This window comes from Bacillus sp. DB-2, assembly GCF_003315125.1.
Taxonomy (GTDB): Bacteria; Bacillota; Bacilli; order Bacillales; family Bacillaceae_G; genus Bacillus_A; species Bacillus_A mycoides.
The window spans coordinates 68963-82578 of the sequence record NZ_QNRN01000010.1 but is presented as its reverse complement, the minus strand read 5'-3'; the positions used below and the strand labels follow the sequence as shown (position 1 = coordinate 82578).

Here is a 13616-nt window from a genome sequence, read left to right as displayed (position 1 = left end):
ACCTTGTGTGGAGATTTTCATAAAGAAAAGGCACCCTTATGTAGGTGCCTTTTCCAATAGTTTGTTTAGCAGAAGCAGCTAGCTCCAACTATGATTAATAAAATAAATAGTACAACTAATAAAGCAAAGCCTCCAGCAAAGCCGCCGCCACAACTACCGCAACTACCACCAAATCCCATTTTAATCTCTCCTTTGAGTAGGAGGGGAAAATTAAGGTCATTCATGTATTTTAACGGGTTCACTTTACCCTATGTTTTTACGGATTAATTGAGCAGGTCCTTTTGAAAATAAAAAAAGACACCCTAAGGTGCCTTCCTCCGACTTGAACCACTTTACTTTTAATAATATGTATTGGACATTAAGTAAACACATCCTATAAAACAGAATCATTTATTTTTACCAGATTGTTAGTGTACAAATACAAGAGAATCGAGATCGTTTGTTTGGCTAGATTAAAGCAACGCCACATCTATATGGTTGAGATGTGTTACGCCTTCTAATCGGAGAATCTGCTTTATAGAACGTGTCCACAATTTATATTTTACTACATGTAATATTTATTTAGTGTAATTTTTTACAAATATGTATAATTGCATAAAGTTTACGAAAAAATGAGAGTATAATTTGGTATTGTGTAATAAAGATAAAGTCCACCTACGGAAATAGGTGGGCTTTTTAATGCATAAAGAAAAGACACCCATATAAGAGTGTCTTTTCCGATAGTTTGTTTAGCAGAAGCAGCTAGCTCCAACTATTATTAATAGAATAAATAATACAACTAGTAAAGCAACTCCTCCAGCGAAGCCGCCACCACCACCACAACTTCCACCAAAGCCCATAATAGTTCCTCCTTTAGATAAGAGGATAAAACAAGAGGTCACTCATGTATTTTAACGGATTCAATTTACTTTATGTTTTTATGCATTAATGGAGCAAGTTCTTTTGAAAAAAAGAGAAAGCCAATCTAAGGCACTTCTCCTGAATATTAATAAATCGCATATATTAATAAAAACAGACTATTTAATTATATCAATAATAAGATTATTTAATATAATGTATTAATCCTAACAGAAGGGAGGAATAACCATGCAATTAGTTTGTTTCCAAGTAGTAAGTGGACAATACTTCTTAGTTGTAGAAGGTATCCAGATTCCTGTACCAATTCCAGCGTTTGCTGCAGCTCTATTAATTGGTTTAGGAGTAATCCCACTTTGTTCTTAATTTAAGGAATTGTAAGCAGTTTTACCTTTCAATCGATAAGCCCCTAAGTATATAAATGCTTGGGGGTTTTCTTATAAAAAAAAGACACCCTAAGGTGCCTTCCTGCGATTTGAACCAACGTAATATGGTATTGGATGCCAATCCAATTATTATTTTACCACGTTAGATAATTTCGAGTATTGAGAAATAGTAAAAGCACTCTTTCGAGTGCCGCTATTTACTTCACTACTTTATCCATAACTTCTTTATACTTATTAAACTCTTCATCTTTCATATCGCCATTCATCTGTAAAAGGAAATTCCCCTTAGCATATGTATGTGAGAAAAGCATTGGAGCTGAGTTTCCTAGCTCATCATAGTACTTCTTAGCTTTTTCTAAATCTTCTTTCTTACTAAATTCAAACACACGGCCACCTTTATCCTCACCTAATTTAGGAATTAGGATTCGTTTACCATCTTTACGCATGTTACCGAACTCTTTTTGTGGTAGATCCGTAGCATTTTCAGCTTCTATACCAGCTTTCTTGAACTCGCTAATAAGTGAAGTTGTAGTAACCGGTTCAGGCTTTTTAGCTTCTTGTTTAGGTTTAGATTCAGTTGCAGTCTTCTCATTTGAACCACAAGCGGATAATCCCATAAGTAAGGCGCTACATGCTAATGCTGTAAGTAATCTGCGTTTCATTGTGTTACCCCCAGTATGTATTAGTTATATAAGCTGAAATGTAAGATTTCTTATCTCATGGTAGCAAACAAGTTATTTGTATTTTGTTATATTTTGTCGAATGAGAATAAAAAAAGCACTCACAAGAGTGCTTAACCATAAATCTAATGTTTTTTACTAGATTTTTTATGTCCTTTATTTCGTTCACAAGCCACGCCATCGCCATCGCGATCTAAATGTGAAGCATAAGCTGGGCTATCTGGAGTTATATCATAGTAACCGGCATTATTTGCATCTGTACAGTTTGCAAAGTGTACTTTCTCTTGTTTAGGTACAGCTTGTTGCTGAGGTGCTGTATTAGCAGTAGTTTTTTGTTGCTCCTGTTCTTTTGCCCGAGCTGCTTCTTGTTGTTTCTTTTGTTCTTCCTGTTGTCTTTGAGCCTCTTCTTGTTTTCGTTGTTCTTCTAATTTCTTTTGCTCTTCAGCCTTTTTCTGTTCTTCTAATCGTTTCTGCTCTTCAACTTCTTTTTGTTCTTCGGCTTTTTTCTGTTCTTCTATTTTCTTTTGTTCGTCTTCCTGTTTTTGCTCATCTAGTTTCTTTTGTTCATCTTCTTTTTTAGTTTCTTGTTTTGGTTCTTCTGATGTACTTGCTTTATCACTTGAACCACAAGCAGCCAATCCCATAAGTAACACGCTGCATGCTAAAGCCATTAATAATTTCTTGCTCATAATTTAATTCCTCCAAGATATATAAAATGTAATATTTCTGGACAATCTTATCAAAATAATTATCCGTATATTGTCATATTTTGTCGATTAGAAATAAAAAAAGAGAGCCGTAGCCCTCATTGGTTAATTTGGTACAATCTTCACATAATTTTATCCCTAGAAAATGGAAGGAAGTACATTCTCGTATTTTATGATACTGGTACTAGTTATCGGAATTGCAGGATTCATTTACCTGATGGATCGGATAGACAAACGGATTATGAAGGATGAAAAGTGATGGATAAATAGCAGCCTGACAAAGAAGAAATAGCAAACCTAATCAAAATGATACGAGATTTAAGAGCTAAAGGGTTACATAACAGCGCAGATAAGGTAGAGGAAGCACATAAACATATTACTTTAGCTAAATAAAAAAGCCTCGCAGGGGGCAAGGCTTTAAACAGGGTAAAAGAATTGTCGAGTAAATAAGAATTACTTCTTGAGAATGGCTTAATTTTAACACGATAACTCGTATGCATGTGTTACGGAATTATGAACTATTCTGATGTGCGAAGCATCATAAAGGGTGAGAAAAATGCATCCGCTAACTAAAATTAGCATAGTAAAAGGCCTGTGCAGATGCACAGGCTGGTTGATACACATATCGGTAATTAAATGTTAACAGATTTATTGAATAATCGTTATTGAGAAAATAAAAACAGTCGATTACCCCTAATTAGCTATTTCATGAAACGACACAATATTTTGTCCCTCTATTATAACATGGTCGTTTCTTCTAATTAAACAAGGAGTGAAAGCCTATGTTAGATAAAAATCAATCAAAAGTCTTCCTTCCTTCATGGGTATGGAAGGAAGGAAGAAATGAAAAAGAAGCAAAAGAAAAAGCGATTGAGTACATTACTCCCAATCGCTATCCAGGATACAAAATCATTGAAATAAGAGGCGATATATCGCTTTAGAAGGATTGGACCTAGTGTTTGATGAAAGCGAAGTGATTCAATTACGAGAAGTGTGGGATGAGGATAAAGATATTCTTGAAATAGCAAAAGGGCTAGGAAGGAATCAACTAGAAATCGCCACATTAATCATGGATCAGGCAGATAAGAACAAAATTAAATCTCGTCCAATGGGGTTAGGGGCATGAAACAACTACCACGGGAGGGATATAGTCGAAATTTTTGATTATACTGCAACAAGTACAGCGGACAAATTTTTGAAGCGTAATAGCGTTATGACGTACTCATTAGAGTTTTATGACAAAGACGAAAAGTGGAAGCGTCGTTGGCTTGAGGCGAAGTCCGAGAGAGAAGCTATAGAAATCATAGGATTACCAACGGATTACCATAATAGGTAATATATTTCCAAACGCTAGGTGTTGAGAAATCTTTTTATAAATCCTTCATTCGGCTCAACAAAGCAATCAGCTTAATTAGCTAACTGCTTGTTGTACAAAAGAAAATTAGGCCCTGCAAGTTAGGATGTGTAACGTTAAGTTACAGTTATAGTGTTAGCAGGACCGGAAATGTTATACGGGGATTAATGTAATGAAAATTTCATTTTGTCGAACTCTATTTGAATAAAGTAACTAAAATTAATTGATTGTATCCAATGCAAGGGATATTTTTGAATAAAGTAACTTTAATCAAAGGGGAGATATATATAATGACTGGACAAAACAATCGTGGTGGGAAAAGAGAAGGAGCAGGACGTAAAGCGATCGGTGTAACAAGAAAAGTATCGTTAACTTTACCAACTGAGTTATGGAGTGAGATTGAGTTTCTGTGTGAATACGATGGGGGGAGTCAATCTAAAGTAATTCGAAAAATGTTAGAGACGCAGATACCGAAAACTCAAATGGTACGGGATATAAAAGAACTTCAGAATGCCAACATTGGTGCAAATATTACAAGTGATGAGGATGCCGTAGATTTTTGCGTGAAACTGGTTCACGAGATCTTTATACAGAAGAAGCATAAATATGAACCGGATTTAAAATAAAAGAGCAGCTAGCAAAAGCTAACTGCTCAGTCTTGAAGGAGATCTCGATTAGTACGGTTACACATAAGAGATTTCCGGCTGCTTAAAAGCCTAGCTACAGTATTGACGTGATTTTTAGTTTTATTCAGGGGGGTAGAGGGAAATGAATAAATTTATGCTGTTCCAACTTGGTTTTGGTCTGCAACATCAGTATCAAATGTGTTTGTCGCACTAACACCACTAAAGGTATTAGCAACAAAAGCAACATTGGATGAGCCTGAACCATTATAAGCTTTTGTATTTTCCTTTGGAGAGACGTTATAAAAATCACCTAAGTTGAAAGAACCGTTACTATTTTGTACAACCATGTTTCCAACAATAGATGGCATCAGTTTCACCTGCTTTCTTAGGAAGCGTTTAAATTAGAATATGGTCTATGAGTCTAGATGTTCATCTGAATCTGAAAATTTTAAAATGAGGGATGTTAGAAAACCTAATAAAATAATCCTTTTGTGGGGAAAAAGAATTTATAAAATAGGTACAATTCACGTTTAGATCATTTTTGAATGTAATAAGGTATCAAAAGGAGTAAAACGCTCCAAAATGGAAATGAGAGACGTTTGCATGAAAGGGATGAGAGGAATGGCAAATGCAAAGAAAAAGAAAATAAGAAAAGCTATCGTTCGTCGTGCGATATCCGTTGATAAATACCAAGTTAACAAAGCTTGGAGAAACATCTTTGTGCAGGCTGGTATTATTAAATAAATGAAAACAGAATACAGTCCGGCTAGAAAACTAGAGGATACCAATTTTTAGAGCAGCAATAAAGCTGTTTTAAGAAATGGTGTCCTCTTTATTTTTGAAAGGGGATGTGGGAAATGAAGGTATTAAAAGATCAATTACATGAATGGAAAAAGCAATCCAAACAAGGAAAGAAGAAAAACAAAAAAACAAAAAGAGAAATTAAGTACTCGTGAAATTGAGGATTTAATGGGGAAGCATAGACCTTGTTATGAACGTAGACGTGGAACGTTAAGACAAAAGTAATTTAAAAATAAAAAGGAGTGGTCTTACATGAATAAACAATTATCTTTCTTACCAAAAATTGATAGAACAGCAACGCAAGAGAAGTTAGAGGGTGTTCTTGAAAGTGTACGCATATATAGACAGTTCGGAATGATTCGTAAGGAAATGAAAGTCACTTCTTCTTATGAAATGAGAGAACACGGTCCGACACATACCGTTGGAAAGCCTTTAGAGGATGTGGCAATCGCTAATTTGCAGCAAAGTGAGCATGAAGAGTGGTTGGAGTTAATGTCATTCCGTATTAATCAGTTTTTAATAGTAGATAAGAATAGAAGAAAGTTCAAAAACTGTGCACAATTTCAGTATAAGTTTAATGAATTATCATGTAATAATTTAATTATAAAGCTATTTGGATGTAAAGGAAGTTAAATGAATATTTAAGTATGAAGTTATGAGGTTTCGTTTTTATTTATTTAATCTTTGTAATCTATGTTTTATTATTCTTTTACATCAATGCTCTTAATATAGTAAGCAAATTAATAGGAGGGGACTATTAAAATGAATAAAAAAATTCTAAAGCAGTTGAGAAAAATGACTACAAATAAAAAGGGATTAAGTGCTGCTGTAGTAGCAGTGGGAATTATGAGTACAACTTTAATTCCTCAAAATGCTTATGCACATGGGTTTGTTGAAAAGCCAGGTAGCCGTGCTGCTTTATGCAGTCAAAATTATGGAGCTTTGAATTTAAATTGTGGCAATGTAATGTATGAGCCACAAAGTTTAGAAGCGCCTAAAGGATTCCCACAAGGTGGACCGGTTGATGGGAAAATTGCTTCAGCAGGAGGCCTGTTTGGTGGGATTCTTGATCAACAAACAGCGGATAGATGGTTTAAGAATACGGTTAAGGGTGGAGAGAATACATTCACTTGGAAATACACTGCTCCTCATTTAACAAGTCAATGGCACTATTACATCACAAAAAAAGGATGGAACCCAAACAAACCTCTAACAAGAGCGGATCTTGAATTAATAGGAACTGTAAAACACGATGGTTCTGCAGCATCTAATAAATTATCACATAAAATTAATGTACCAACTGATCGTAGTGGATATCATGTCATTTTAGCGGTTTGGGATGTAGCTGATACCGTAAATGCTTTTTATAATGTGATTGATGTGAATCTAGTTAATAATGAAAAACCAGATACAGAAGCACCAACTCAGCCATCTGGACTACAAGTAGTAAAAGCCACTTCAAATAGCGTAGAACTTAATTGGAAGCCTGCAACAGATAATGTAGGGGTGAAAGAGTATCAAGTGTTACGTAATGGAGAAGTAATTAATACTGTAGCGGGTACTAGTGTAGTTGATAAAAAATTAAGCCCAAACACAGATTACACGTATACAGTAAAAGCAGTAGATGCTGTAGGGAATATATCTAAGGAAAGTGAAGCATTAGTTATTAAAACAACAATGGAAAAACCAGATACAGAAGCGCCAACTCAACCTAAAGGGTTACACAGTATGGGAATCACTGCCAATACTGTTGACTTAATGTGGAGTCCGTCTGAAGATAACATAGATGTGGATCATTATATTGTATACAGAGAAATTGCGGGGGTTACGAAGGAAATAGGTACTGTTAATACCACATCACTTATGGACAAGAATTTGCAAGCAAATACAACATACAAGTATGCAGTTTCTGCAGTTGATACGGGTGGCAATGAATCAATGAAAAGTGATATCTTAACAGTTACTACGAAGGAACAAGAAAACGCTTATGAGAAATGGGATTCGTATAAAGCATATAAAAAAGGAGATAGAGTAGTTCACGAGGGTAAGGAATACGAGGCGGCCCAAAGCTATCAAGGGAATGGGGATCCGAATTGGATCTTTGCTTTATCTTTATGGAATGAAATAAAATAGTAATTTAATTAGTAGCTCATTTTTCATGTAATCAAGTATATTTGAAATGAATAATTAAGAGGAGAAAAAATCAAGCTTTATATTATAATTAAGCGCATCCTCTTAAAAAGAGGGGCGATTATTAATAGATCATCTTGATAATAATAACTAAATTATGTAATATATAGGTATATTGTTAGTTTAATTGATTCCGTTTATTCCCACACCTTATGTGTTGTGGTTGAGTTGTAGAAGCAAGTTGTGTTCTTGTTTCAATTTTGAAAGGGCTTCTTTGAGCCGATTGGTGTATATAGCTTATTTTGCTATGCACAATTAATCGACTTAAAGGAGTCCTTTTTTGTTTGTTTAAGTGGATATATAGAGTAGGTATTAAGTTAGAGAGAAATATGGTTGTTTAGAAGGAATGTGTAATGATGAATTGAAAAATATAGCATCTAACTAAAAGAGCTATATGGAATCATAGTAAGAATGATCTCAAGTAGAGACGAGAAATCAAAGTTATAAGTACAGGGTTAGAGTAAGTACTCTAACTTTTGAAGGGAACCTAATAATTCATTTATAGAAGAGGAGAAGACGAATTGAGAACAACCCGAGAAAGATACGTAAACAATGGGGAGTATGTAATAGAACGTAAGGATCTACATAATGAGATTATTGAATCATTTTTAAATGAACATTCACAGCAAGAAAAAGAACCTGAAGCCATATTACTTGGTGGTGGTTCTGCTGCTGGAAAAAGCTCAATTGGAGAGTTAGTAAGTAAGGGGTATAAACGTAAGAAGAAACATATGATTTGGATAGATTCTGATAAGATCAAAGAAAAAATACCAGAATATCAACAATTAATGGAATCAGGGGACACAGAACTAATAAAACAAGCAGCCTTTTTGGTTCATGATGAAAGCAGTGATATTACCATGGAAATTTTAAAAATCTGTATGAAGAGAAAAATAAACTTTATGTATGATGGTACAATGAAAAATGTAGAGAAATATAAAAAAGTGATTCAACAATTAAGACAAGCTGAATTCAGTATTAATGCAATCATTGTAGATGTTCCAATAAAGGTTGCTTTAGAACGATCAATCATGCGTTTTAAACTAACAGGAAGATTGGTTCCGGAACATATTATTGAAGAAAGCCATATGAAAGTAGCAACTACATTTTGTAAAATTAAAGATTTGATAGATTGTTATAGCTTATATGATAATACGGGTCAGCAACCAGAAATTTTTGCTTTTAAAGAATCAAAACAAGCAAAAGAAATTATTGTTGATGAACCTCGAAATAATCAATTTAACGAAAAATCAGCTCTTGTTTTTTAGGGGATATACATTTAATAAATTTTATAAAATGATAAATAGATTTAATTTCTATAATCTCCTGACAACTTATAATATTATTGATATAATAAGTATAGGAGGCGATATGAATGGAATTTAAAGAACTTATGAAGTATATAGAAGAAAACAAAGAAGAGCATTTTCATGATTTAATCGCTAAAAATGAACGGGAAATGGAAAAAAAGGAAGAAGAGAAATAAAGAATTTGAAGCAGAGGAGTTGACCTTTTAGGTCAACTCTTTTGTTTGCATAAATGAGTATTTAGTTAAAACCCTCCATTTATCACAAAAATCAATAATAGCGCATGTGCTGCTTTTGTAGATATTTGTGTGATATGTACTTTATATGTAAAACTACTATATTATTTTCACATGTTAACACCATTGTGTGTGGGATTTAATTTATGAGAAAAAATCGTATGAAATAAAAAATGTATAATTAATTATTAGTAAAAACTTAAATAGGTTATTTGCTAATCGTAGGAGAGTTTTTTAGTATTAAATTAAATAGAAATCAGTGTAGTAAATATACGCTTTAGGAGAGAATATATGAACCATTTTATTGTTATGCAGGGACATACTTATCAAGAAGAAAGGGAATTAGGAATTATTTGGTCACCAAAAAAAGATAGAGGTGGTAATGTACCACATTCATGGAAAAGAATGATGGATATAAAAAAAGGAGATCGAATCTTTCATTATGTAAAAGGGAATATTGTAGCGGTTAGTATTGCTGAAGAAGATTGTAAGGAATCGAATAAACCATCGATTATGAAAAGTCATGATCAATGGAATGATGAAGGCTATCTGGTGTCTTTAAAATATCATGAGTTAGAAAAAATAATTAATATACGTGAGAATTTTGAAGAGATATCGCAGCTTTTACCAATTAAATACTCTCCTTTTCAATCAGATGCAAATGGAAATCAAGGTTATTTATACCCATGTAATGAAGAATTAGCTCTTAAATTAATTGAACTAATAAGTGATTCAAACATTTATGAGAAGAAAAATGAGCAATTAGAATTATCAGTTGATGAGGTAAGAAGGACTGAAAATAACACATTAATTCCTGTTATATCTGAAACGGAATCTGAGGTGAAAGCTACAATCCGTATTGGACAGCAAAAATTCAGGAAAGCATTAATGGAGCTGTGGAACGGGAAATGTGCATTATGCGGAATAAATTTACCAGAATTATTAAGAGCGAGTCATTCAAAGCCATGGAAAGATAGTACAAGTATGGAGCGTTTAAATTCTTATAATGGTGTGCTCCTTTGCTGTAATCATGATGCCCTGTATGATAAAGGGTTTATTACATTTGATGGCCAGGGGCGATTGCATATTTCTCCATTGATAGTAGAAACAGATTATTTGATATTTGGATTAACATCCAAAGCTAAGATAGAAATTCGCCCAGAAAATAAATTATACTTTAAGTGGCATAAGAGGAACATTTTTAAAACAAAATAGTATAATTTATAATTTCAAGAGTATGAAGAATATAAGAGAATTGAAGGAGATTGTTATATGTATAACTGTAATCAATGTGGTACAGAAATGATTATACAATTGCAAGATAGATATAGAGAATATTGTCCAAAATGTCAAGATCTCAGGCCAAGTAGCTTAGTATATTATAATTTATATGAACTATTAGAATTTATGGAAGCAAATGAATACATGAGTAAGGAAAGTATGTTACATAACTTTCTAAAATGGGAGTTTGAATTAACGAAAGGAAGTATCTTTAAGTTATATTTAGAGGTAGATAGATATGATCAAATCGGTGATGAGAACCTATCAAAGCAATTAGATGCATATATGAAGGGAATCCGATTAAAATTAAATGTTAAATATGAGGACGATTATATCTGGATTAAGGTGAATTAGTTGAGATTCTATATATAATGCGTTTTATTTTGAAAAGATAGTATGAATAAGAGAGGAGATTAATAGTGATGCAAGATTTACAAAAGGCAGTAATAAAATTTCGAGATGAGAGAAATTGGGGTCAGTTTCATAATGCAAAGGATCTGGCAATTTCATTGAATTTAGAGGCATCAGAGTTACTTGAGGTTTTTCAATGGAAGTCCAGTGAAGAAGCAACAGAAACTAAAATGCAGGAAATGAAAGAAGAAATAGCTGATGTAATGATTTATTTGCTTATGTTAAGTGATAAATTGAATATTGATTTAGAAGAGGCAGTACATGCTAAGTTATTAAAGAATGCAGAGAAATATCCTGTCGAAAAAGCATTTGGAAGTAATAAAAAATATGACGAACTGTAAAGCGATAATCGTTTTACAGTTTTTTGAAATGTTTTTGTGAAAGAGGATGGTTGGGATTGTGATTTGTATGTGTGGATTGTATTCAGCGAGTATACAATCCACACACTCAAATATTATTCAATTTAAAAAGTGGGGAGTTATTTAAATGATATCATTTGCAGCAAAATTATCTTCATTTGAAATAATTAAGAAGAAGCGAAAGGCGTTTGAGCAAGGCTGTACGAGAGACTTTGAAATTGATAGTGTACCAGTAGTCTATATTCAACGAGATAAGAAGAATTTATATGTAGGTAAGTCCACAGATATATATGAGCGTTTCGTTGCACATTTAAGTGATGAAAGTAAAACATTCAATGAAGTTATTGTAATAAAAAGTGAATTATTTAATGAAAGTTCGATTAAGCATATTGAAACATTGCTAATTGAATATTTATCTGCAGATGATAAATTTAACTTACTGAATAAAGTTAGGGGCCAAAAGATTCATTCTTATAACGGGATTGAAAATGTTCAGATTATGTTTAAAGAAATTTGGAATCAGTTAATTGAAGAAGGGGTAGCTAGTGAGAATTTAGGTGAGATACATAATAAATTTATTTATAAATATTCACCATTTAAAGAGCTATCGGCTAATCAAATTGAGGTTGGTAAAGACATTTTTAATACGATGCTTACCACATCAAATAGTCGACATTTGATTACAGGGGACCCGGGTACCGGTAAAACAATTGTATTAACAAATATCTTATATGCGCTTGCTTACGACAATAAAACTGGTAAAGCACGAGAGGGCTTGAATTATGAAGATATAGCACTTGTAGTTCCGCAAACTCACTCATTAAATTTATATAAGAGTTTAATGAACAAACTAGGTCTACAAAGTATTACAGTACTGTCACCTTCACAATTTATTAAGCAGGCAAAAAGTAGGGGTACAAAATATAAATATGTTTTTGTGGACGAAGCGCATCGTCTGAAACAATATTTTGGTAAACAAGCACGTGATTTAAAACATTTAGTCACTGATAATGGTTATACAACTGAGTTGGAGTTAATAGAAACATATGCATATCACTTAACTGTGGTTTATGATCCATACCAAACAATTCGACCTGCAGATATAGATACAGATGTATTTCAACGGTTGACAGTGAATTATAAGAGGCATCCCTTACATAAACAATTTCGTTTGAAATCTGGAGACCAATATCTAGCATGGCTGCGTAAATATCTACAAATAGCAAATAATGTTGGTGTTTATGAGGAAGGATTATTGCAGGGCTATGACTTTAAAGTAATGGACTCTATTACAGAATTAAATGATTCCATGAAATCTTTAAATAAAGACCATGAATTATGTCGCGTAGTCGCCGGTTATTCTTGGAAATGGGCTACACAAAAGGATAAGAATCTATATGATATAAAAGATCCTGTTACAGGTAATACATTTGTATGGAACTCAAAGGTAAAGGACTGGATTAATTTTAAGAATAGTGTAGAGGAAATAGGATGTATTCATACTACCCAAGGTGCTGATTTAAATTATATTGGTGCGATCTTAGGAGCTGAAATTGATTGTAATTATACAGGTGAAGAAAATGGAGACTATGATTTGAATAAAGCAAAGATCATCGTCAACCCAAAAGAGTATAAGGATCGAAACGGACTTCCGATTAAGGGAACGGATTTAAATAATGAAGAGTTAACATCCTATATTAAACGTATTTATTACGTATTATTATCTCGCGGGATAAATGGATGTTACGTCTATGCAGTAAATCAAAATATGCAGAGATATCTAAAGGAAATAGTAAAAGTAAGTCAATAAATAAAAAAGAGCTTTGATAGTAAAAAAGAGCTGGAAATTTAGATAAGTTATGTATAAGATGAGTAAAAATAAGGGGATGTCCTAGGGCGTCCCTTTTTGCTTAAATTTTATTATTGCAAATGTAAATTGTAAACGAAATCTTTATAAATGAGGGGCTAGGTGGTGATTTAGGCCTAGTGAGCTTGGATCTAATGCCGAACCATGTAAATCCTTTTCTTCTGACAAACACCTCCAAAGTTATTAATCATACCTATTGGACGATACGTGGAACAACAAAAGACAAGGGGCTGAGAAAGGTGCAAATTAAATGTAGTAATTGCGGATTTGAACAATATATGAAAGATCATAGATTCAATAGAGATTATAAAGATGATTATAATAAAGCTTTATTTGTTATGTGTGGAAGAAATGCTTGCGATACTTCCAAAATTAAAATCCCGAATGGTTATATCAGAGAAACAATGTGGCTTGGTTCGTGGTCAATTGTTAGAGATATAACTTTAGACGAATACAAAGGTCTTAAAAGAGCTAAATTTCTTAGGGACTTAGCTGAAGAACAATCTACCAAATTGTAATAGTAAAAATCAATCTACATTCTACAATGAACAAGCTT

General features: G+C 33.1%; 17 protein-coding genes and 2 pseudogenes. 14 read left to right on the top strand and 5 right to left on the bottom strand.

Annotation, left to right across the window (positions count from 1 at the left end; translation table 11 throughout):
• Nucleotides 1-65: 65 nt before the first annotated feature.
• Both DET63_RS17870 and DET63_RS17865 read right to left on the bottom strand, forming a co-directional pair.
• Entirely contained in the window at nucleotides 66-179 is a 114-nt protein-coding gene (locus DET63_RS17870; RefSeq protein ID WP_113937363.1) for a YjcZ family sporulation protein, read from the bottom strand.
• Nucleotides 180-728: 549 nt separating this feature from the next.
• Nucleotides 729-839: a YjcZ family sporulation protein gene (locus DET63_RS17865; RefSeq protein ID WP_113937362.1), complete on the bottom strand. Its 111-nt coding sequence runs from the start codon at nucleotides 837-839 to the stop codon at nucleotides 729-731.
• A 247-nt stretch (nucleotides 840-1086) separates the two neighbouring features.
• On the opposite strand from DET63_RS17865, the gene DET63_RS30710 reads away from it, so the two are divergent.
• On the top strand, nucleotides 1087-1221 hold the full coding sequence (locus DET63_RS30710) for a hypothetical protein (protein WP_002016520.1): 135 nt from the start codon (nucleotides 1087-1089) through the stop codon (nucleotides 1219-1221).
• A gap of 217 nt (nucleotides 1222-1438) precedes the next feature.
• On the opposite strand, the gene DET63_RS17860 is transcribed toward DET63_RS30710, so the two are convergent.
• Both DET63_RS17860 and DET63_RS17855 read right to left on the bottom strand, forming a co-directional pair.
• On the bottom strand, nucleotides 1439-1903 hold the full coding sequence (locus DET63_RS17860; protein ID WP_016093847.1) for a hypothetical protein: 465 nt from the start codon (nucleotides 1901-1903) through the stop codon (nucleotides 1439-1441).
• A gap of 143 nt (nucleotides 1904-2046) precedes the next feature.
• Entirely contained in the window at nucleotides 2047-2610 is a 564-nt protein-coding gene (locus tag DET63_RS17855) for an excalibur calcium-binding domain-containing protein (RefSeq protein WP_078205658.1), read from the bottom strand.
• An 800-nt stretch (nucleotides 2611-3410) separates the two neighbouring features.
• On the opposite strand from DET63_RS17855, the gene DET63_RS30300 reads away from it, so the two are divergent.
• The 4 genes and pseudogenes from DET63_RS30300 (at nucleotide 3411) to DET63_RS17840 (ending at nucleotide 4608) form a co-directional block, all read left to right on the top strand.
• Nucleotides 3411-3569, top strand: a complete 159-nt coding sequence (locus DET63_RS30300; RefSeq protein WP_181777931.1) for a hypothetical protein — start codon at nucleotides 3411-3413, stop codon at nucleotides 3567-3569.
• Nucleotides 3560-3754 carry a hypothetical protein gene (locus DET63_RS17850; RefSeq protein WP_113937361.1) on the top strand — a complete coding sequence of 65 codons (195 nt, stop codon included), beginning with the start codon at nucleotides 3560-3562 and terminating at the stop codon, nucleotides 3752-3754. Before DET63_RS30300 ends, DET63_RS17850 begins: the two co-directional genes overlap by 10 nt.
• Nucleotides 3751-3964, top strand: a pseudogene (locus DET63_RS17845) (hypothetical protein). Before DET63_RS17850 ends, DET63_RS17845 begins: the two are co-directional and overlap by 4 nt.
• A 308-nt stretch (nucleotides 3965-4272) precedes the next feature.
• Nucleotides 4273-4608 carry a hypothetical protein gene (locus tag DET63_RS17840; RefSeq protein ID WP_016093844.1) on the top strand — a complete coding sequence of 112 codons (336 nt, stop codon included), beginning with the start codon at nucleotides 4273-4275 and terminating at the stop codon, nucleotides 4606-4608.
• Nucleotides 4609-4760: 152 nt separating this feature from the next.
• Here DET63_RS17840 and DET63_RS17835 read toward each other — a convergent pair whose 3' ends face one another.
• Complete coding sequence (locus DET63_RS17835; protein WP_113937359.1) at nucleotides 4761-4976, bottom strand: spore germination protein; 216 nt, start codon at nucleotides 4974-4976, stop codon at nucleotides 4761-4763.
• Between the two features lie 253 nt (nucleotides 4977-5229).
• On the opposite strand from DET63_RS17835, the gene DET63_RS17830 reads away from it, so the two are divergent.
• The 9 genes and pseudogenes from DET63_RS17830 to DET63_RS17790 all read left to right on the top strand — a co-directional run bounded on the left by DET63_RS17830 (nucleotide 5230) and on the right by DET63_RS17790 (nucleotide 13578).
• Entirely contained in the window at nucleotides 5230-5352 is a 123-nt protein-coding gene (locus DET63_RS17830; RefSeq protein WP_087943100.1) for a DUF3983 domain-containing protein, read from the top strand.
• A gap of 309 nt (nucleotides 5353-5661) precedes the next feature.
• A pseudogene (locus tag DET63_RS30705) lies at nucleotides 5662-5928 on the top strand (ArpU family transcriptional regulator); the annotation flags it as partial.
• 243 nt (nucleotides 5929-6171) lie between these two features.
• The gene (locus tag DET63_RS17820; RefSeq protein ID WP_113937358.1) at nucleotides 6172-7542 is read left to right on the top strand and encodes a lytic polysaccharide monooxygenase; all 1371 of its coding nucleotides are present in this window, start codon (nucleotides 6172-6174) and stop codon (nucleotides 7540-7542) included.
• Between the two features lie 578 nt (nucleotides 7543-8120).
• Entirely contained in the window at nucleotides 8121-8867 is a 747-nt protein-coding gene (locus tag DET63_RS17815) for a zeta toxin family protein (RefSeq protein WP_113937357.1), read from the top strand.
• A gap of 566 nt (nucleotides 8868-9433) precedes the next feature.
• Nucleotides 9434-10357: an HNH endonuclease gene (locus DET63_RS17810; RefSeq protein ID WP_113937356.1), complete on the top strand. Its 924-nt coding sequence runs from the start codon at nucleotides 9434-9436 to the stop codon at nucleotides 10355-10357.
• Between the two features lie 57 nt (nucleotides 10358-10414).
• Nucleotides 10415-10777, top strand: coding sequence for a hypothetical protein (locus tag DET63_RS17805; protein ID WP_016096864.1), 363 nt, complete (start codon nucleotides 10415-10417; stop codon nucleotides 10775-10777).
• Nucleotides 10778-10845: 68 nt separating this feature from the next.
• Complete coding sequence (locus DET63_RS17800; RefSeq protein WP_113937355.1) at nucleotides 10846-11175, top strand: nucleotide pyrophosphohydrolase; 330 nt, start codon at nucleotides 10846-10848, stop codon at nucleotides 11173-11175.
• Between the two features lie 145 nt (nucleotides 11176-11320).
• Nucleotides 11321-13003 carry a DUF2075 domain-containing protein gene (locus tag DET63_RS17795; RefSeq protein WP_113937354.1) on the top strand — a complete coding sequence of 561 codons (1683 nt, stop codon included), beginning with the start codon at nucleotides 11321-11323 and terminating at the stop codon, nucleotides 13001-13003.
• Between the two features lie 296 nt (nucleotides 13004-13299).
• Nucleotides 13300-13578, top strand: coding sequence for a hypothetical protein (locus DET63_RS17790; protein ID WP_235661800.1), 279 nt, complete (start codon nucleotides 13300-13302; stop codon nucleotides 13576-13578).
• Nucleotides 13579-13616: the final 38 nt, after the last annotated feature.

Bases quoted from the DNA above. Each gene is read 5' to 3' on its own strand.
- DET63_RS17870 (WP_113937363.1), bottom strand. From the start codon at position 179: ATGGGATTTGGTGGTAGTTGCGGTAGTTGTGGCGGCGGCTTTGCTGGA.
- DET63_RS17865 (WP_113937362.1), bottom strand. From the start codon at position 839: ATGGGCTTTGGTGGAAGTTGTGGTGGTGGTGGCGGCTTCGCTGGAGGA.
- DET63_RS30710 (WP_002016520.1), top strand. From the start codon at position 1,087: ATGCAATTAGTTTGTTTCCAAGTAGTAAGTGGACAATACTTCTTAGTT.
- DET63_RS17860 (WP_016093847.1), bottom strand. From the start codon at position 1,903: ATGAAACGCAGATTACTTACAGCATTAGCATGTAGCGCCTTACTTATG.
- DET63_RS17855 (WP_078205658.1), bottom strand. From the start codon at position 2,610: ATGAGCAAGAAATTATTAATGGCTTTAGCATGCAGCGTGTTACTTATG.
- DET63_RS30300 (WP_181777931.1), top strand. From the start codon at position 3,411: ATGTTAGATAAAAATCAATCAAAAGTCTTCCTTCCTTCATGGGTATGG.
- DET63_RS17840 (WP_016093844.1), top strand. From the start codon at position 4,273: ATGACTGGACAAAACAATCGTGGTGGGAAAAGAGAAGGAGCAGGACGT.
- DET63_RS17835 (WP_113937359.1), bottom strand. From the start codon at position 4,976: ATGCCATCTATTGTTGGAAACATGGTTGTACAAAATAGTAACGGTTCT.
- DET63_RS17830 (WP_087943100.1), top strand. From the start codon at position 5,230: ATGGCAAATGCAAAGAAAAAGAAAATAAGAAAAGCTATCGTTCGTCGT.
- DET63_RS17820 (WP_113937358.1), top strand. From the start codon at position 6,172: ATGAATAAAAAAATTCTAAAGCAGTTGAGAAAAATGACTACAAATAAA.
- DET63_RS17810 (WP_113937356.1), top strand. From the start codon at position 9,434: ATGAACCATTTTATTGTTATGCAGGGACATACTTATCAAGAAGAAAGG.
- DET63_RS17805 (WP_016096864.1), top strand. From the start codon at position 10,415: ATGTATAACTGTAATCAATGTGGTACAGAAATGATTATACAATTGCAA.
- DET63_RS17800 (WP_113937355.1), top strand. From the start codon at position 10,846: ATGCAAGATTTACAAAAGGCAGTAATAAAATTTCGAGATGAGAGAAAT.
- DET63_RS17795 (WP_113937354.1), top strand. From the start codon at position 11,321: ATGATATCATTTGCAGCAAAATTATCTTCATTTGAAATAATTAAGAAG.